Origin of the sequence: Binatus sp. (SeqCode), assembly GCF_049584895.1 — a bacterium.
Taxonomy (GTDB): Bacteria; Desulfobacterota; Binatia; order Binatales; family Binataceae; genus Binatus.
Genome location: NZ_JBAUYR010000071.1, coordinates 43,114 through 61,859 on the forward strand (window position 1 = coordinate 43,114; position 18,746 = coordinate 61,859).

Below are 18,746 nucleotides of genomic sequence, written 5' to 3' on the forward strand. Positions count from 1 at the left end.
AGCCTTTTCTTGCCCTCTCGCAATTCGAAACATCCCGTAGCATTGACGATAGCAGGCAGCGACCCCGGCGGTGGCGCAGGCCTCCAGGCCGACCTCAAGACGTTCGCGGCGCTTGGCGTGTATGGCTATTCGGTGATCACTCAGGTGATCGCACAGAACAGTTGGAAAGTAGGGGAGGTCGAGCCCGTATCGTCCGAGATGGTCGAGGCGCAGCTCGACACTCTCGCTTTGGAGTTCGCGCCGCGCGCGCTTAAGACGGGAGCGCTGGCGAATGTGGGCGTGGTCAAGGCAGTGGCACGCGCGATCGAACGCCTCAAACTGCCGGCCCCCGTAGTCGATCCGGTGATCGTGTCGAGCAGCGGCGCGCTGTTGATTGGTCCAAAAGGGGAGCGCGCGATTCGAAAACGCCTCATTCCAATCGCGCGCATCGTGACGCCCAACATCGCCGAGGCTGAGGTACTGACGCGCATTCGAATGGATTCTGACGCGGCGATTCGTGAAGCGGCGAAGAAGATAATCAAACTCGGCGCAAAAGCGGTCGTCATTAAAGGTGGGCATCGCGCGGACGATAAGTACGCGACGGATTTTTTTTACGACGGTCGCACCTTCGTGGAGCTCAAGGGTCCGCGGATAGCAGGCGGCGGCGCGCACGGCACCGGATGCGCATTCTCGGCGGCGATCGCGGCGCATCTCGCGCGCGGCGCAAAACTCGAGGACGCGGTCCGCGGCGCGAAGACCTTCGTGACCACGGCCCTCAAGCACAGCTTCAAATTGGGGAAAGGGCGGGCGCTCCTCGATCACTTCGCGCGCGGTTGATTAGTTGATCGTGATTAACTTGCGCGATCGCGCGGCACCTTGAATTCCTTCAACGCCGCGGCCAGGTTGTGGCTCGGGGTCTCCGCGTCGCCCATTTTGAGCAGCGCGAATCGTTCGTCGGGATCCAGCTGCGACCAAACCTCGGCACTCAGATCGAAGCCCGCCGCGCGTGCATTCGCGACGACTCTACCCGGCGGCGATGATGGCGGTTCGGCAGACGCTCTTTGCGCGTCGGTCAGAGTTTTCGGTTCGACCCCGAACCGGCGCTTCATCGCCTCGCGGATAAAAACGCTCAGCCCATCGCATTCCTCGGCCGAATCGACCGGAAAATGGCAGATCGCGAGCCGCTCGCCGCGGTCGAGTGACTTCCATTGCTCGAGCCCGATTTTCAAACCGACGTGATCGAGCTTGCGCCGGACCGCCATCGGAACGCATTGCAGGCTCTCATGCATCTCGTCTTCAAATTTGAATTTGCGGATCATTTTGAACCTCCAAGGGAGGGGCAATTGCAAGGTTGCAATACGCAACCGCCGGGATCAAGATCGCGAGCCTCGATTCGTGGTATAGCGATCAATAGTGGCTTCGATTAACCCAAGGAATGGTGCCCCCGCCTGGGACTCTCGGATGGTTGACGAAATCGTCGCTGGCCTGGCTGAGAAACCCGGCGCGCTGATGCTGGTGCTGCACGCGGTAAATGAGCGCGTCGGTTTCATCCCGCCGGACGCCGTGCCTGCGATCGCGCGAGGCCTGAATCTTTCGCGCGCCGAAGTCCACGGCGTCATCAGCTTCTATCACGATTTCCGCACCGAGCGGCCGGGCCGAAAAGTGATCCGCGTATGTCGCGCCGAGTCGTGCCAGGCGATGGGTGCGGTCGCGCTCGCGGAACATATTCAGTCGCGTCTTGGAATCAAGTTCGGACAAACCGGCGCCGACGGCGATTTCACGCTCGAGCCCGTTTATTGTCTCGGCAACTGCGCATGCTCTCCGGCAATTCTCGTCGGCGAAGACCTCTACGGCCGCGTCGATCCGAAACGCTTCGACCAGATTTTTTCAGACGTCACCTCATCGAGGCAGCCGCGATGACCACCGTCGTGTATGTCCCACGTGACTCGAGCGCGGTATCGCTCGGTGCAGACGCTGTCGTAGATGCGATTCGGACTGAAACGGCGTCGCGTAAGTTGGACGTGAAGATCGTGCGCAACGGATCGCGCGGGATGTTTTCGCACGAGCCGATGGTCGAGGTCGCGACCAGTGCCGGACGAATTGCATACGGACCAGTCACGGCAAACGATGTCGCGTCGCTGTTCGATACAAACTTTCTCGACGGCCGCGAACATCGCCTGCGTCTCGGCGTTGCCGAGGAAATACCGTGGCTCAAATCGCAGACTCGGCTGACGTTCGCGCGCGTGGGCGTGACCGATCCGAGATCACTCGACGATTTCATTGAGCACGGCGGATATCGAGGCCTGAAGCGCGCGATCGAACTTGGTGCTGACAACGTAGTCGCCGAGGTCACGAAGTCGGGTCTGCGCGGGCGTGGCGGCGCGGGGTTTCCTACCGGCATCAAGTGGAAGACTGCGGCCGACGCACCCGCGAGGCCGAAGTATGTCGTCTGCAACGCCGACGAAGGCGACTCGGGCACCTATTCCGATCGCATGATCATGGAAGGCGACCCGTTCGTGCTGATCGAAGGAATGACTATTGCCGCGCTCGCCGTCGGCGCGACACAAGGCTACATATATTTGCGATCTGAGTATCCGCATGCGCGTCGCGCACTAATTGAAACGATCGCGACTGCCTATTCGAATGGCTATTTGGGCGCGAACATTCTCGGCACCGGCAAGTCGTTCGAACTCGAAATTCGGCTCGGCGCGGGCGCGTACATCTGCGGCGAGGAAACCGCGATGCTCGAAAGTATCGAAGGGCGCCGCGGGATGGTGCGCTTCAAACCTCCCGTCCCCGCAATTGAAGGGCTGTTTGGCAAGCCGACGGTGATTAACAACGTCGTCTCGTTCGCGACGGTGCCGATCATCATCGAGCGCGGCGCCGAATTTTTCCGCGATTTCGGCGTCGGCAATTCGCGCGGCACGATACCGTTTCAACTTGCCGGCAACGCCAAACGTCCGGGTCTGATCGAAACGTCGATGGGCGTGACACTTCGCAATATCGTCCACGAATACGGCGGCGGCACCGCGAGCGGCAGACCGGTCCGTGCAGTGCAGGTGGGCGGACCGCTCGGGGCGTACTTTGCAGACTCTATGCTCGATGTGCCGATGGACTTTGAATCAATCGCGGCGCGCGGCGGGATTCTGGGACATGGCGGAATCGTCGTCTTTGACGAAACGGTCGATATGGCGCGGATGGCCCGCTATGCGATGGAATTCTGCGCAATCGAATCGTGCGGCAAATGCACGCCGTGCCGTATCGGATCGACTCGCGGCATCGAAGTTATCGACGACATCGTCAATCGCCGCCGTCCGCGCGAGAATCTCGAAGTGCTCCGCGATCTGTGCGACACGATGAAGTATGGCTCGCTGTGTGCGCTCGGCGGCCTGACGCCACTGCCCGTTTTGAGTGCGCTAAAATATTTTCCCGAGGACTTCGGCCTGGCAGCCAACGATGTTGATTTCATCGGCGCGGATCTGACTATCTCGACAACTGGAGCTGGCAGTACTCATGCGATCGAGCAGCGATAGCGATTTCGCCACACCACTTCGGCCCGGCGCGAAAACCGTCGCGCTCGAGATCGACGGACGCACAGTCGCAGTGCCTGAAGGCACCTCGGTGATCCGTGCGGCGGCGGAGGCCGGAATCCACATCCCGAAACTGTGCGCGACGGATTCGCTGGAGCCGTTCGGCTCATGCCGGCTGTGTCTGGTCGAAGTCGAAGGACAGCGCGGCTACCCGGCGTCGTGCACGACTCCGGCGCGCGCCGGGATGAAGGTGCGCACCGAGAGCCCGGCGCTCGCGCGTCTGCGTCGCGGCGTGATGGAGCTGTACATTTCCGATCATCCGCTCGACTGCCTGACCTGTCCTGCCAACGGTAATTGCGAGCTGCAGGACATGGCGGGCGCGGTCGGCCTGCGCGAGGTGCGCTACCGCAACGGCGACGGCGCCAACCATCTGCACGCGCAGAAGGATCAATCGAATCCGTATTTCACTTTCGATCCGTCGAAATGCATCGTGTGCTCGCGATGCGTCCGCGCGTGCGAGGAAGTGCAGGGCACGTTCGCACTGACGATTGACGGGCGCGGATTTTCGTCGGTGATTTCGCCGGGACAGAACGGTCCGTTCTCGGCGTCCGAATGCGTTTCGTGTGGCGCGTGTGTGCAGGCATGTCCGACCGCGACCCTGACGGAAAAGTCCGTGGTCGAACTCGGGCAGCCGGATCACAGCGTCATTACAACCTGCGGATATTGCGGCGTCGGATGCTCGTTCCGCGCCGAGATGAAGGGCGACCTCGTCGCGCGGATGGTGCCGAATCCCAACGGGCAGGCCAATCACGGGCACTCGTGCGTCAAGGGCCGCTTTGCGTGGGGCTACACGACGCATCCCGATCGCGTCACGCGGCCGATGATTCGCAAATCGATCGACCAGCCGTGGCGCGAGGTCTCGTGGCGCGACGCGATCGAATACGCCGCGTCGGAGTTCAGGCGCATCCAGGAAAAGAACGGGCGCGGAGCGGTCGGCGCGATTACGTCCTCGCGATGCACCAACGAGGAAACTTTTCTCGTGCAGAAACTGGTGCGCGCCGCATTCGGCAACAACAACGTCGATACCTGCGCGCGCGTTTGTCATTCGCCGACTGGCTATGGACTTAAGACTGCGTTCGGCACCTCCGCGACCACGCAGGATTTCGATTCGGTGATGCAAGCCGACGTGATTATGGTGATCGGCGCCAACGTCACCGAGGGACATCCGGTGTTCGCGGCGCAGATGAAACGCCGGCTACGACAGGGTGCCAAGCTGATCGTCGTCGATCCTCGTGTCACCGAAATTGTGCGACTGCCACACGTGGAGGCCTCCTATCATTTGCAGATCCGACCCGGCACCAACGTTGCGCTCATCAACGCGCTCGCGCATGTCATCGTGACAGAAGGCCTCACTGACGAAGCGTTCGCGGCGGCGCGATGCGATCCGAGCGAGTTCGAAGCGTGGAAGAGGTTCGTCGCGGACTCGCGCAATTCGCCGGAGTCGATGGAGAAAATCACCGGCGTGCCCGCCGACCAGGTTCGCGCGGCCGCGCGCCTCTATGCGAGCGCTCCCAACGGCGCGATTTACTACGGTTTGGGAGTCACCGAGCACAGCCAGGGCAGTACGATGGTGCTGGGTATCGCGAATCTCGCGATGGCGACCGGCAACATCGGCCGGCCAGGAGTCGGCGTGAATCCGTTGCGCGGGCAGAATAACGTGCAAGGCTCGTGCGATATGGGCTCGTTCCCGCATGAGTTGAGCGGCTATCGCCACATTTCCGACGAAGATGTGCGCGCGCTTTTCGATGCGGCGTGGGGCGTGACTGTCGATCGCGAGCCGGGCCTGCGCATTCCGAACATGTTCGACGCGGCGCTGGACGGCAGTTTCAAGGGCCTCTATGTGCAGGGCGAAGATGTCGCGCAGTCCGAGCCGAACGGCCATCACGTCGCGGCGGCGCTGCGGGCGATGGAATGCGTGGTGGTGCAGGATTTGTTTTTCAACGAGACCGCGAAATACGCGCACGTCTTTCTGCCCGGTTCTTCGTTCCTCGAAAAGAACGGCACCTTCACCAACAGCGAGCGTCGTATCTCGATGGTCCGTAAAGTTGCCGCGCCGCTCGCCGGCAAGGAAGATTGGGAAATTACCTGCGAGCTTGCGACCGCGCTCGGCTACCCGATGAAGTATTCGCATCCGTCGGAAATCATGGACGAGATCGCGCGGCTGACACCCACTTTTTCCGGCGTCAGCTATGAAAAGATCGAGCGGCTCGGCTCCGTGCAATGGCCCTGCAACGACAATGCGCCCGCCGGCACTCCTACCATGCACGCCGATCACTTTGTGCGCGGCAAAGGCCGCTTTACGATTACCGAGTATGTACCCACTGAGGAACGCACCAATTCTCAATACCCGCTGATACTGACTACTGGCCGAATACTCAGTCAATATAATGTTGGTACACAGACGCGACGCACGCTGAATGCCGCGATGCATGCAGAAGATCGCCTCGAGATACATCCGAGCGACGCCGAACTTCGCGGCATCCGCGACGGAGACTGGCTCCAGGTGCAAGCGCGCCGTGGCGAGACGCGTTTGCGAGCGCTGCTGACAGAGCGCGTCCAGCCGGGCGTCGTGTACACGACCTTTCATCATCCGGAGTCGCGCACCAACGATCTGATGAGCGATCATTCCGATTGGGCGACCAACTGTCCCGAGTTCAAAGTCACCGCCGTCCAGGTATCGCCGGAGGCGGAATCAGTGCAGGCTCACGGCAACGGACATCCCCACGCTGAGAATGGATTAGCTACTCAGGATACTCATCCGACTGATCTTCATCGCCTCATCATGATGGCTAATGATGTTGGAGCGTACTTCGCCGGCTTTCCGGATCACGAGGAGGCTGCGGAAGGCGTCGCGAACCATCTGCGCAATTTCTGGGAGGCTCGGATGCGCCGCGAGATTGTCGACTACGCGGCAAAGGGCGGCGATGAGCTGAGCCCGCTCGTGCGCCTTGCCGTTTCCTTCATTGCGACCGAGTCGGTCCCCGATTCGGAAGAAGTCGGCGAGGGATGAAAACCGATTCCGCGCACGTCCGGGCCGATGACGATGTAGCTGTTCGCGACGAAGTTCGAGAGCATCGAGCTCTCAAATGGCACGGGGGCACGACTGCCGAGCGCGATGAGAAACTTGCGGTCGAAGAGCCGCTGGAGATTCGCCTCGCTGGCCGCCGCTTCACGCTCACAATGCGCACGCCCGGGCATGACGAGGAACTCGCGGCCGGGTTTCTCTTTGCCGAAGGTTTCATAAACGACGCGACGGAACTCGGCGAGATTCGTCGCGTCCGTGGACGCAAGGGCGCGCCGGAGCCCAACGCCATCGACGTCATTCTGAACGTGCCCGCTGACGGACTTCGCGCACGCCTCAAGCGCAACTTCGTGATGAGCTCGAGCTGCGGTATATGCGGCAAAACCAGCGTCGACTCGATTCGCCGCCGCGTCGCACCACCCTCGGATTCGGCGCACGTCGCACCAGCGATTCTGCTTTCGCTGCCCGAGAAACTCCGCGCCGGCCAGCGCGTATTTGCCGCGACCGGTGGACTTCACGGCGCCGCTATCTTCGCGCTCGACGGGACGATGCTCGCAATCCGCGAGGACGTCGGCCGGCACAACGCGGTCGACAAAGTGATCGGATACGCGCTGACGAACTCGATGGTCCCGCTGACACGACATATAATGATGGTAAGCGGACGCCTCAGCTTCGAGATCGTGCAGAAGGCCGCTGCTGCAGGCGTGCCGATTCTCGCCGCAGTGTCGGCGCCGTCGTCGCTGGCAGTGGAGCTGGCCGACGAGATCGGCACGACTCTGGTCGGCTTCCTGCGCGACGGCAGCTTCAACATCTACACGCGCCCCGACCGAATTTCCCGCACGTGAGCGAAATCGAAAAGTACGACTTGAGCATTTACGAGGGGACCGCTTGGTACTACTCGCGATTCCGTCCGAAGTATCCGCCCTCTCTGGTCAGGATTCTTCAAGAGCATTTTCGACTCGACGGCACAGGCAGGCTACTGGATCTCGGCTGCGGTCCCGGTCCTGTGGCGATTGCGCTGGCGTATCTGTTCGAAGAAGTCGTTGCGATGGATCCTGACGACGAGATGCGTGCGGAAGGCGCGCGCATCGCACGCGAACGCGGCATCAACAATATCGAATGGCGCTTCGGCGGCTCGAAGGACTTGTCGCCCGCACTCGGACAGTTCCGCCTCGTCACGATGGGCAATTCATTTCACTGGATGGACCGCGCGCCCACGCTCGACGCACTCTACGATCTCGTCACAGACGGCGGCGGTATCGCGGTGGTGGGCGAGGGCGCTCCTATTCCTCCGCAGCCGCCAACGCGATGGCGCGCCGCTATCAACACGGTGCTGGCGCGCTATCTCCCGGAGCGTCGACTGGCGTGGGAATCTCCGGGACCGCCGCCCGAAGAGCGTCACGAGGCATACATCGCGCGCTCGCGTTTTAGGGATCTCATCAGCTACGAGGAATCCTTCGACGTCGAATGGACTGTCGACTCGATGATTGGAAATCTCTACTCGATGTCGTTCTGCAGCCGGCGAGTGCTCGGCGACCGCGTCGACGCGTTCGAGCGCGATTTGCGCGCCGCGATTCTTGCCGCCGAGCCTTCCGGGATTCTAAAGGGTGAACCTCCTGAGTTCTTCGCGTACATGGCGTGGAAGCGCTGAGTCCCAACGGCTTCGACGATCCTCTTGAGCGTGCTATCCACCGGGCGTTACTCTGTATGGTCATGTCGGAGTCGTCGAACTACCCGCGCAAACGCGCACTCGAGCGCATCGCGCGCGAAAAAGTGCTCTATGCGCGCCAGCCCGGCGGCGACATTTCCGTCTGCGTCATTTATCCCAACACGTACCGGCTCGGGATGGCGAATCTCGGCTTCCAGGCCGTGTTCCATATCTTCGAATCCGATCCGTCGGTCGCCGCGGATCGCGCGTTTCTGCCCGACGCCGACGAGCGCGAGAATTTCCGCGACGGTGGCGAGCGCCTCGTCTCGTTCGAGCGCGGCCGTCCGCTCTCCGACTTCGACATCCTCGCGTTTTCGATTTCCTTCGAGACTGACTATCTCAACGTCCTGAGCGTGATGCGGATGGCCGGCATTCCTGCTCGACGCGCCGATCGCGCGGGCCGTAATTTCCCGCTGATCATCGCCGGCGGCTCCGCCGTCTTCCTCAATCCCGAACCGATCGCCGATTTTATCGATCTGTTTCTGATTGGCGAGGGCGAGGAGATGGTCCCCGAATTCATCGAGCGCTGGGATGCGACGCGCGGATCGCCGAATCAACTGCGCGAGCTCGCATCCGTTCAGGGTGCGTATCTTCCCGACTATTACGAACCCGTTTACGACGACGCCGGCCGTCTCGCGACTGTGAAATACTCCGGCCCCGGCAGCGCGCTGGTGAATCGCCGGCTGATTCGCGACCTCAACCGCTTCACGACGTCGTCGCTGATCCTTACCGAGGAAAGCGTTTTCGGCGATATGTTTCTGGTCGAGGCGAGTCGCGGATGCCAATGGGGATGCCGGTTCTGCGCGGCGGGTTTCATGTACCGCCCGATTCGTTATCGCGCGCCTGAAATGCTGATCGCGGAGGCCGATCGCGGGCTTGGCGAGCGCAAAGTTATTGGCTTGGTGGGAGCCGAGATGGCGAGTGTACCCGGCGTCGCGGAAATCGCGTCGGCGGTCGTCGATCGCGGCGGTCGGCTGTCGCCGTCGTCGCTGAAGGCCGATTGTATTTTGCCCGCGCTCGCATCTGCATTGGCGCGCGGCGGAAATCAGAGCGTGACGGTCGCGCCCGAGGCTGGTAGCGAGCGGATGCGCAAGGTCATCAACAAGAATCTCACCGAGGCCGAAATTCTCCACGCCGCCGAGATGATGCTGGGCGAGGGCGTCGGCAACCTGAAGTTCTATTTCATGATCGGTTTGCCGGAGGAGCGCGACGAAGACGTGCTCGCGATTGCGGACCTGGTGGCCAAGGTGCTCGAGCGCGCCCGCGCGCGCCGCACTCGTATCGGCTCGGTGACTGTCTCGCTCAATCCGTTCGTGCCCAAGCCGTGGACGCCGTTTCAATGGGACCCGATGCAGGACGCGCGGTCGATCAAGCGCAAGGTCGCGATGCTGCGCCAGCGCCTCGCGCGCCTGGGACAAGTCGAACTCGACGCCGAATCGCCGCGCGAGGCGTATTTCCAGACGATGGTCTCGCGAGGCGATCGCCGCGTCAGCGGAATCCTGGAACGGCTGGAAGCCGCCGGCTGCGAAAGCTCGGGGCCAATCTGGCACGAGTTGTTGAAGATTCATCGCGAGGTCGAGGCCGGCGAGAATTCGTCGCTGCCCGATCCTGATTTCTTCGTCACCCGTCACTATGTCGACGACGAGCTGTTGCCGTGGGACTTTATCGATCATCACATTCACAAATGGTTTCTGCTCGCCGAAAGAAAGAAGGCGCATCATGAGCATCAGAGCCCGCCGTGCGATGTCGAGCGATGCACCGTTTGCGGCGCCTGCTAGAATAAATGCGCAGTTGAGGAGGGGAGGAAGAGGAAGATGTTTCATCGTGATTCTCGATCGGCGTGGATAACGGCTCTGGTGGCCGTCGTCGTGGCAACGCTCGCAATGTGGGCGCCGTCCTTCGCGGCTGGAAGCGGCGAAGAAGACGTTCCCTCGACTTCGATTGTTCCGGCGGATCCGCCAAGCAGTGCCGAGCCTGTGAGTTCTCCCGGGTCTTCGACGAGTCCATCGACGACGTCACCATCCGGCGGAACATGGATGCCTCCGCCAAAGCACATGACGCCTGTGCACCACGCGTCGAGTAAGAACAGCGTCCACGAACCGGAAATCGAACCGGCGCAGGCGCGGCTGAAGGTACTCGAGGACTCGCCCGTTTACGCCGCGCCCGCAAAGAGCAGCAAGCATATCGAGCAACTGACGCGTGATAAATTCGTCGAGGTGACGGGCTCCACTCACTACTTTCTGCGCGTGAATCTGAAAAGTGGACAGACTGGCTATATCGAGCCGTCCGCGGTTGAGCTGGTGAAGCCAGTCGACAAAGTCTTCGTGCTCACGCACGACGCTGCCGTGCTCGACAAACCGAATCGATGGGCCAAGAAGGTCGCCGAGGTTCACGCCAGCCACAATGTTCACGTCGTTGGCCTCTCGCTCGACTACATGCAAATCCGCATGAAGAGCGGCCTCGAAGGCTTCATCCCGATGTCAGCGCTGCAATAGCCCCGCCGATTTTCGCACTCGACGATCCGCTGGCGTGTCGCTATAAGTTTCAGCGAGGGTGCATCTGATGACGGATCGGGAACGACAGGGTTGGATCATCGTCGCGAGCCTCTTCGTTACGCTCGTGTTCGTTTTCGGATCCGGCTACAACACCGGCGGACTGTTCTTCCCGCATCTGCTGAAGCATTTCGGATGGTCGCGCACCAAGCTCTCCACGATGCAGGGCTTCGCACTGCCGATCTCTGCGGGCCTTTCCGCTCCGCTATTCGGATGGCTGCTCGATCGCGTCGAGGCGCGAGTCGTCATGGTCGCCGGCGTAATTATGACCGGCGCGTCGTTTCTCATCGCCAGCCGCGTCGATTCGTTTGGCCCGCTGTTCGGTGCATACATTCTGTTGGGCGTCGGCATCGGCGCATCGACGTTGCTGCCGTGCTCCCTGGTGATCGCAAACTGGTTCGGTGCGCGGCGCGGGCTTGCGATGGGCCTGGCGTTCGCGGGCACCTCGCTTGGCGGCGCGGCGATGACGATGGTCGGTAACTTCGCGATCGTGCATGGCGGATGGCGCGCGGGATACGTCGCGCTGGCGATCCCGATGTTCGTAATCGTTGTCCCGCTGATCATCTTCGTGGTGAGAACCCGGCCGCCGCAGGCTGAAGGCCTGACCGTCGCGCAAGCCAGCAGCGCATTGCCGGGATTCGAAGTGCGAGAAGCGTTCCACTGTCGCTCATTCTGGCTGATTTCCGCAGCGCAGTTCTTCTTTGCGGCCGTCGCAGCAGGTGCGGGCCTCCATCTAATCACCTATCTTACTGAACTCGGCTATTCGTCATCGTTTGCGGCCGGCATCATGAGCCTGGTGCTTGTCTGTGCGGCGTTCGGCAAGCTCGGGATGGGACTATTTGCCGATAGGGTGAGCGCAAGAATCGCGCTGACGTCCAATTTTTTCGCCGCCTGCATCGGAATGATGTTGATATTCGGCGCGGCCCGAACCGCCGTCCTGATTCCATTCGTGTTGATTTTCGGACTGTCCTTGGGCGCACCGTTGGTGCTGGTCCCAATGCTGATAGCGGAGTCGCTTGGACTGAAACGCTTCGGCTCGATCGGCGGCATTGCCGGCGTCTTTAACACGCTGGGCGCATGCGTCGGCCCGGTCGGCGCGGGCAAGATTTACGATCTAACCGGCAGCTACGTCCCCGCCTTCGAAGCATTCGTCGTGATGTGCCTGATAGGCGCAGCGGTAACATATTCATGCCGCTCGTTCGAATCGGAGCAAGCAAGGCAGCCGTCACAGCCCGTCCCGGCCACGGCGTAATTCGAGCGACTGAAGATTCATCAGCGACTCCCCATGTGACCGTCAGATAGTATGAAACTATGAAATCGCGCGTCAGTGAGCGTGGCCAGGTTACGATTCCAAAACGGCTCCGGGATCGGCTTCGAATTGAGCCCGGAACGGAACTCCAGTTCAGCGAAGAAAACGGCAGACTGATCGCGGTCATAGCATCGAGCATCGATCCGGTTGGCGAGGTTTTTGGATACCTCGGTGAGAGACTCGACACTGACGCTGTGGTGGTGCAGCTTCGCGGACGGCGGTAATACCCGGTCGGACCTTCGACAGCGGGAATCAATTACGACTCAGCGCCAGGATTGAGCGGACTTTCGCGGCGATGTCGGGGGCGTTTAGTACGTCGGTGATGATTGCTACTGCGTCGGCGCCGGCGGCGAGAACTTCGGGGATGCGGGCTTCGGTGATGCCGCCGATTGCGACGATTGGAATCTTCACGGCGGCGCGGATTGCGCGGAGATTGTCGAGGCCGACGCCGACAGCGTTGTTGCGCAGGCCGCCGGGATACATCGGGCCGAAGCCGATGTAGTCTGCGCCGCCATCTTCGGCGGCGCGCGCCTGCTCGACATTGTGAGTTGAGATTCCGATTATCTTGTTTTCGTTGGGGCCGGCGATTCGGCGCGCGGCTTCCAGTGGGAGATCGGTCTGCCCGAGATGCACGCCGTGCGCCTCGGCAAGGATCGCGATATCGACTCGGTCGTTGACGATGAGCATTGCGCCGCGCTTGCGGCACATCTCGGCAATAGTGCGTGCGGCGGCCAGAAAGTCGCGGCCCGGCGCGTCTTTGAGACGAAGCTGCATGATCCGTGCGCCGGCGTCGAGCAGCGTTTCTGCCAGCGAGACCGGGTCGTGTCCACCGGCCGGATCGACCATCGCGTAGAAGTGCGAGGGGAGCCGGGTCATCCGCCGGGAAATTTGGTCAGTACGATCTTGTGGTCGGTGATTTTCTTGCGCAGCGTGTTGCGATTGAGCCCGAGCATCCGCGCCGCGCGCACCTGGTTGCCGCCCGCGCGCTTGAGCGCGAGCTCGACGAGAGGACGCTCGATTTCCGCAACCAGCCGATGGTAGAGGTCGCGCGGTTCCTCGCCGCCGGGAGAGTCGAACCATCCCGCGATGCGGGTCGAGATAATATCTCCCAGCTCGGCGCCGTCGGTGGCTGCGGTTGCGCCGATGCCGACTCCGCCCGGACGCGACAGCTCGATATCGTCGCCGCGGATCGTCGTGCCAGGCGCGAGCAACGCCGCGCGCATCACCGCATTTTCGAGTTCGCGCACGTTGCCGGGCCATTCCGCGGACTCCAGCTTGATCCGCGCCTCGGGGCTGATGGTGTTGGCGCGCGCGCCCATCTCCTGGACCGCTTTCGAGACGAAGTAGTCGGTGAGCTCCGCAATATCGTCGCGCCGCTCGCGTAGCGCCGGCATCTGTATCGGAATCACGCGCAGACGAAAATACAGGTCCTCGCGGAATCTTCGCGTGGCGACCAGGGACTCGAGGTTCTGGTTGGTGGCCGCGATCACGCGCGCCTTGACCTTGAGCGTCTCGACGCTGCCGACGCGGGTAAACTCGCGCTCCTGCAACACGCGCAGCAGCTTGGGCTGCAGCTCGACCGGCAGGTCGCCGATTTCGTCGAGGAAGATGGTGCCGGTATCGGCCATCTCGAATTTGCCGGCACGCCGCTCGGACGCGCCGGTGAAAGAGCCGCGCTCATGCCCGAACAGCTCGCTCTCGAGCAGGCCGTGCGGGATAGCGGAGCAGTTGACGGCGACGAACGGCGAGCGCCATCGCGCAGACTTGAAATGAATCGCGCGCGCGACCAGCTCCTTGCCGGTACCGCTTTCGCCGCTCAGCAAAACGGTAGCGTCATTGGTGACCACGCGTCCGATCAGCTTGTAAACTTCCTGCATCGCAGGGCTGCGCCCGATTATCTCGCCGCCGACCAGTTGCCGATTAACTTCGTCCTTCAGGCGGTTGAGATCCGCAGCCTGCGCGCCGACTTCGACTGCGCGCTTGATAGCCGCCGCGACCAGGTCGAGATTGGCAAACGGCTTGGTCAGGTAATCGTGAGCGCCGCGCTTCATCGCCTCGACCGCGTTGTTCATCGTGCTCGCCGCAGTGATCACGATGATCAGCGTCCGGATGCCTTCACTGTGCGCGGCAGACAGGACGTCGAGACCGCCGTTGCCCGGCATGATGATATCGAGCAGGGCGACGTCGAATCGATTGCTTCGCAGCGCGGTGATTGCGGACACGCTGTCGACGGCCTCTTCGACGCGATGGCCGTCGGCTTCGAGGCGATGCCTCAAAACGAGGCGGATGGCGGGATCGTCGTCGGCGATAAGAACGGCCGCGCCGGTGCCGGGATCCTTAACGCGTTCAGGGTAATTTTGACTCGATGCGGTTGCGCCCATGCTGGTTGTGCTCACGGGCTACAATCGTAACAGTAAGTTCGATCTTGTCGCCAACGCCCGCGATCGCAAATTAACGAGGCGCTTTTGTGGTTGTTCGCGATGCTCTTTGCACGGGCAGATCAGGCGTGGAAAAGACAATTATACATCCTGTTGTGGTTTCGGGGCGCCGACACTACCAAGGGTAGGTTCGTTCCGTCAAATTTAGTTGTGCGCAAAACGTGAGCATGGTTGATCCCGGCGGCCGAGTGGGGCGAGCGTGCAGCATCGTGTCTGTTGACCATGCGCGGACGTTAGCACGGCGGATTGATTGGGGTGAGGCTGAACAGTTCATCCCTGAACCTTTTGGCACTTGCAAATGGAGAGCGAGCGAAGCGCGCGATTAAGTAACCGGAACCGCCTTTTGCCTGTTGCGAAGCTATCCGGAGGCCAGAAGCCAAGTCCGCTCGCGTTGCTCGCTTCGTCAGGAAGACGGCGTAATGCGGTCGCGTAGGCGTTCCCGATGAACGAGCGAGGAAACGCCCAGAGACGTAATCTTGAATCGCGCGCGAAGATGACCGCGCGCTGAATAAGGACCCTCACCCTTCGGCAAGCTCAGGGCAGGCTCTTCGATCCTCTCCCATAGTGGGAGAGGGGAAGAGGGCCGATGGCGTTGCGCTAGACCAGATGGAGTTGTATTCCCGAAGGCGTCGAGCGCTCGTAGCGGACAATTGGGGGAATCATGAGCCTGCCCACGATCAAGACAGCCAATAGTTCCGATGAAGCCGCGCTTTTTGATGCGTTGACCCTGGCGTTTTGTGCAGACCCGGTGATGCGCTGGCTGTATCCGCATCCGGGTAAGTTTCTCAAACACTTTCCTGAGCTGATGAAACACTTCGGCGGCAACTCTATTTCCAACGAAAGCGCACATTACGTCGACGGATTTGTGGGCGCTGCGCTGTGGTTGCCGCCCGGCATCTCTCTGGATTTCGAAGCGGTAGGTTCCCTTTTGCAGCGCACGGTTGATGAAAGCCTGCTTGCCGATCTCTTTGCCGTCTTCAATCAAATGCCGGAGTATCACCCGCACGAGCCTCACTGGTATCTGGCGGCCATCGGGATTGATCCTTCGCGGCAAAATCAGGGTCAGGGTGCGGCGCTCATCGAGCACGCGCTCCGCACTTGCGACCGCAAGCATGAGTCCGCGTACCTGGAATCTTCGAACCCGCGCAATATTTCGTTCTACAGGAAGCACGGCTTTGAGGTGCTTGCGACTCTTCAGTTCGGCACGTCACCTCCGCTCACTCCGATGTACAGAAGTGCGCGGCAGGGGTGACCCCTGCACCCAGTATTCGGAGCGGCTCCGATGTCGCCGCAGATCGAAAGGAGTGAAACATGGCTACTCAATCGAATAAGCCGGTTGCGGTCGTTATTGGAGTTGGTCCGGGGCTCGGAGCTGCACTCGTGCGAAGGTTTGCTTCGAGCTACCAGGTCGCGATGCTCGCGCGCAAAGCCGACTATCTGAAAGCATTCGCTGGCGAGACCCGGAAGAGCGGGGGCACCGTGCTGGATCTCCCTACCGATGTCAGCGATCCCGCGCAGATAGCAGAAGCGTTTCGCGCGATTCGTAAGGACCTCGGCGAGCCGGAAGTGCTCCTCTACAACGCCGGCAGCGGCGCATTCGGAAGTATCACGGATATCACGCCCGAACAGTACGAAGCGGACTGGCGGGTCAACGCCTTGGGGGCGTTCGTCGCAGCCAGGGAAGTCGCGCCCGGAATGATCGCGCGCGGACGTGGCACGATGCTCTTCACGGGGGCGACGGCAGGCATTAAGGCTGGGCCGAAGTCGGTGTCGTTTGGACCCGCGAAGTTCGCGATGCGCGGGTTGGCGCAATCGCTCGCGCGCGACCTTGGTCCGAAAGGTATCCACGTGGCGTGGATCAACGTCGATGGCAGTATCGACATCCCGGGAGCGCGCGGGCTGAAGCCCAGCCTGAAAGACGGCGACTTCCTAAAGCCCGAAGCGATCGCAGAGACGTACTGGCATCTCGCGCATCAGGATCCGAGCGCATGGACGATGGAACTCGAAGTGCGTCCGTTCAAAGAGAAGTTCTGACCGTCGGTGAAATGCGCGGACTCAGTTGCTTTATCGAATACCGACAGGTAGAGGGGCCGAGTCTCGAACGACAGTGGCCCTATAAAACTGTGAACAGGCGCCATTCATCGGGGACGCCTTTGAGTGTATGCGCGCCGCGGTCGCCGAACTTGAGTCCCGAGCCGGCCACGAGATCCTTCACTGTGCTGGAGACGAGCACTTCGTCGGGTAGCGCGATTGAGGCGACGCGTGCGCCGATATGCACCGCTATCCCGACGAGATTATCTTTGGTCAACTCGCATTCGCCGGTATGCAAACCTGTTCGTACTTGCAGACCCAGTTCATGAACCCGATCGCGCATCGAGCACGCGCATCGAATCGCCCGCGCGGGGCCGTCGAAAGTGGCGAGCAGACCGTCGCCCGCGGTGGCTATTTCGCGTCCTCGATAAGCGTTCAACTCTTTGCGCACAACGGCGTACCAATCGTCGAGCAAACCGCGCCATCGCGAATCTCCCATTTCCGCCGCACGCTGGGTCGAACCGACCATATCGGTAAACATCACGGTAGCCAGCATTCGATCGGATTCATGCACGTGCCGTTCGCCGGTTATGAATTCCTCGATTCTATCTGCGACGAAATCCTGCGTCTCACTATCGACTATGCTGTGGTCGGTACCGGGCATTCCCACGAACTGCGCACCGGCTATGTTTTCGGCGAGATAGCGTCCGCAATCGGATGGAACCAGCGAGTCGCCGATACGATGAAGAACCAGCGTGGGCGCCTGAATAACCGGCAGTACTCGCCGAACGTCCAGATCATAGTTGAGACGCATAAGTGCCCCGATGGAGCCGGGACTGGCGGTGGCGCGCTCCCAGCGGCCGGTGTCCCGACGGAAAGCTTCGTTGCCCCACACGCTAGGAGCATTGAGTTCGAGCAAAATGCCCTCGCCCCAATGGGTCTCCCAACTCTTTACGTAGCTCTCCCAAAGTTCGCGCGATATCGCCCAGGGAGGATCTTTAAGCGAGGCGAATGTGCCATAGAGCACGAGCGCAGAAACCCGCTCCGGGTAAGTCGCTGAGAATACCAGCGATGCCGGGCCACCCTCCGACCAGCCATAGATGGTGGCCCGCTGGGAACCTGCGGCATCCATCACTGCCCGGATGTCGATAATGCGCTCCTCGACGGTTTGCTCGGCGGCGACGTTCCTGTCGGAGAGTCCCTGGCCGCGTTTGTCGAAAACGATCACGCGCGCGAACGCGGTAAGCCGGTCGAGCAGATGCTTGGCAGCCGCCCTTTCCCAACTCATCTCCGCGTGCGAGAGCGTCCCAGGCACGAGGACGATATCGCGAGGACCTTCTCCGAAGATCCGATAGGCGAGGTGAACATCGCCGCTATTGGCGTACTTGACAGGAACTTCCATTTCTCGCCGTTCCTAACGCGATTGTTCGCAAGGCATTATCACCGCGGCGCGCTTAATCCAAGAAAGCATTACTCGAGGTTGGCGCCTTGAAACTATTCGCATCCTCGCGCACGGAATGCGGACACTTGAATATTCCTAGTCCGGCGGCCCAGACGTACACTACGGTAGAGCCGATTGAGTTCCAGGAGGCGTGTACTTTGGCGACCTTCCAAAATCCTATCGGGTCCGGCTTTGGTGCGGCGTCCACTGCTGCCGACGTTATCAACGGTATCGATCTGTCCGGCAAGATCGCGATTGTGACCGGCGGATATTCAGGGATCGGCCTGGAAACTGTGCGGGCGCTTCGGTCTGCGGGCGCCCGGGTGATCGTGCCGACGCGCGATCGCGAGAAGGCGGTGCGGGCGTTGGATGGAATCGACGTCGAGATCGAGTCGATGGACCTGCTCGATCCGGCCTCGATCGACGCCTTCGCCGCGAGGTTTCTTGCGTCAGGCCAGCCGCTGCACATCCTCGTGAACAGTGCGGGAATCGGAGGCGCGCCGCTGACGCGCGACCCTCGCGGCTATGAATTGCACTTCGCGACCAACCACCTGGGGCATTTCCAGCTCGCGGCGCGACTTTGGCCGGCGCTGCGCAAAGCGAACGGCGCGCGGGTGGTGGCGGTTTCGGCTTGGGCGCATAGCCGCGCGCCGATCGTGTTCGAGGACATCAATTT

General features: G+C 61.3%; 17 protein-coding genes. 13 read left to right on the forward strand and 4 right to left on the reverse strand.

Annotated elements, in window-relative coordinates; genetic code table 11:
- Nucleotides 1-42 precede the first annotated feature (42 nt).
- Nucleotides 43-816 carry a bifunctional hydroxymethylpyrimidine kinase/phosphomethylpyrimidine kinase gene (gene thiD, locus WB650_RS13050; RefSeq protein WP_422301371.1) on the forward strand — a complete coding sequence of 258 codons (774 nt, stop codon included), beginning with the start codon at nt 43-45 and terminating at the stop codon, nt 814-816.
- 14 nt (nt 817-830) lie between these two features.
- On the opposite strand, the gene WB650_RS13055 is transcribed toward thiD, so the two are convergent.
- Nucleotides 831-1,298, reverse strand: coding sequence for a nitrate reductase associated protein (locus WB650_RS13055; protein WP_423960759.1), 468 nt, complete (start codon nt 1,296-1,298; stop codon nt 831-833).
- A gap of 94 nt (nt 1,299-1,392) precedes the next feature.
- Between WB650_RS13055 and WB650_RS13060 the strand changes: the two genes are divergently transcribed.
- The 9 genes from WB650_RS13060 (at nt 1,393) to WB650_RS13100 (ending at nt 12,384) form a co-directional block, all read left to right on the forward strand.
- Nucleotides 1,393-1,899, forward strand: a complete 507-nt coding sequence (locus WB650_RS13060; RefSeq protein ID WP_422300851.1) for a formate dehydrogenase subunit gamma — start codon at nt 1,393-1,395, stop codon at nt 1,897-1,899.
- Nucleotides 1,896-3,512, forward strand: coding sequence for a formate dehydrogenase beta subunit (locus tag WB650_RS13065; protein WP_422300850.1), 1,617 nt, complete (start codon nt 1,896-1,898; stop codon nt 3,510-3,512). The genes WB650_RS13060 and WB650_RS13065 overlap by 4 nt, the downstream gene beginning before the upstream one ends.
- Entirely contained in the window at nt 3,493-6,579 is a 3,087-nt protein-coding gene (gene fdhF / locus WB650_RS13070) for a formate dehydrogenase subunit alpha (RefSeq protein WP_422300849.1), read from the forward strand. Before WB650_RS13065 ends, fdhF begins: the two co-directional genes overlap by 20 nt.
- Complete coding sequence (gene fdhD, locus WB650_RS13075) at nt 6,576-7,436, forward strand: formate dehydrogenase accessory sulfurtransferase FdhD (RefSeq protein ID WP_422300848.1); 861 nt, start codon at nt 6,576-6,578, stop codon at nt 7,434-7,436. The genes fdhF and fdhD overlap by 4 nt, the downstream gene beginning before the upstream one ends.
- On the forward strand, nt 7,433-8,242 hold the full coding sequence (locus tag WB650_RS13080; protein WP_422300847.1) for a class I SAM-dependent methyltransferase: 810 nt from the start codon (nt 7,433-7,435) through the stop codon (nt 8,240-8,242). The genes fdhD and WB650_RS13080 overlap by 4 nt, the downstream gene beginning before the upstream one ends.
- Nucleotides 8,230-10,077: a radical SAM protein gene (locus WB650_RS13085; protein WP_422300846.1), complete on the forward strand. Its 1,848-nt coding sequence runs from the start codon at nt 8,230-8,232 to the stop codon at nt 10,075-10,077. The genes WB650_RS13080 and WB650_RS13085 overlap by 13 nt, the downstream gene beginning before the upstream one ends.
- A gap of 36 nt (nt 10,078-10,113) precedes the next feature.
- Nucleotides 10,114-10,794 (forward strand): SH3 domain-containing protein, encoded by a 681-nt coding sequence (locus WB650_RS13090; RefSeq protein WP_422300845.1) that lies wholly within the window; start codon nt 10,114-10,116, stop codon nt 10,792-10,794.
- Nucleotides 10,795-10,861: 67 nt separating this feature from the next.
- Entirely contained in the window at nt 10,862-12,103 is a 1,242-nt protein-coding gene (locus tag WB650_RS13095) for an MFS transporter (protein ID WP_422300844.1), read from the forward strand.
- Nucleotides 12,104-12,162: 59 nt separating this feature from the next.
- Complete coding sequence (locus WB650_RS13100; protein WP_422300843.1) at nt 12,163-12,384, forward strand: AbrB/MazE/SpoVT family DNA-binding domain-containing protein; 222 nt, start codon at nt 12,163-12,165, stop codon at nt 12,382-12,384.
- Nucleotides 12,385-12,412: 28 nt separating this feature from the next.
- Here the strand turns inward: WB650_RS13100 and thiE are convergent, their stop codons facing one another.
- Together thiE and WB650_RS13110 are read right to left on the reverse strand one after the other, a co-directional pair.
- The gene (gene thiE / locus WB650_RS13105; RefSeq protein ID WP_422300842.1) at nt 12,413-13,036 is read right to left on the reverse strand and encodes a thiamine phosphate synthase; all 624 of its coding nucleotides are present in this window, start codon (nt 13,034-13,036) and stop codon (nt 12,413-12,415) included.
- Nucleotides 13,033-14,556, reverse strand: coding sequence for a sigma-54-dependent transcriptional regulator (locus WB650_RS13110; RefSeq protein WP_423960765.1), 1,524 nt, complete (start codon nt 14,554-14,556; stop codon nt 13,033-13,035). Before WB650_RS13110 ends, thiE begins: the two co-directional genes overlap by 4 nt.
- A 703-nt stretch (nt 14,557-15,259) precedes the next feature.
- Between WB650_RS13110 and WB650_RS13115 the strand changes: the two genes are divergently transcribed.
- Nucleotides 15,260-15,850 (forward strand): GNAT family N-acetyltransferase, encoded by a 591-nt coding sequence (locus WB650_RS13115; protein WP_422303803.1) that lies wholly within the window; start codon nt 15,260-15,262, stop codon nt 15,848-15,850.
- A 59-nt stretch (nt 15,851-15,909) separates the two neighbouring features.
- Entirely contained in the window at nt 15,910-16,632 is a 723-nt protein-coding gene (locus WB650_RS13120) for an SDR family NAD(P)-dependent oxidoreductase (RefSeq protein ID WP_422303804.1), read from the forward strand.
- A 79-nt stretch (nt 16,633-16,711) separates the two neighbouring features.
- Here the strand turns inward: WB650_RS13120 and WB650_RS13125 are convergent, their stop codons facing one another.
- Nucleotides 16,712-18,031: an adenylate/guanylate cyclase domain-containing protein gene (locus WB650_RS13125; RefSeq protein ID WP_422303805.1), complete on the reverse strand. Its 1,320-nt coding sequence runs from the start codon at nt 18,029-18,031 to the stop codon at nt 16,712-16,714.
- Nucleotides 18,032-18,228: 197 nt separating this feature from the next.
- On the opposite strand from WB650_RS13125, the gene WB650_RS13130 reads away from it, so the two are divergent.
- Nucleotides 18,229-18,746 (forward strand): SDR family NAD(P)-dependent oxidoreductase (locus WB650_RS13130; protein WP_423960767.1); only part of this gene is annotated, 518 nt, incomplete at its 3' end.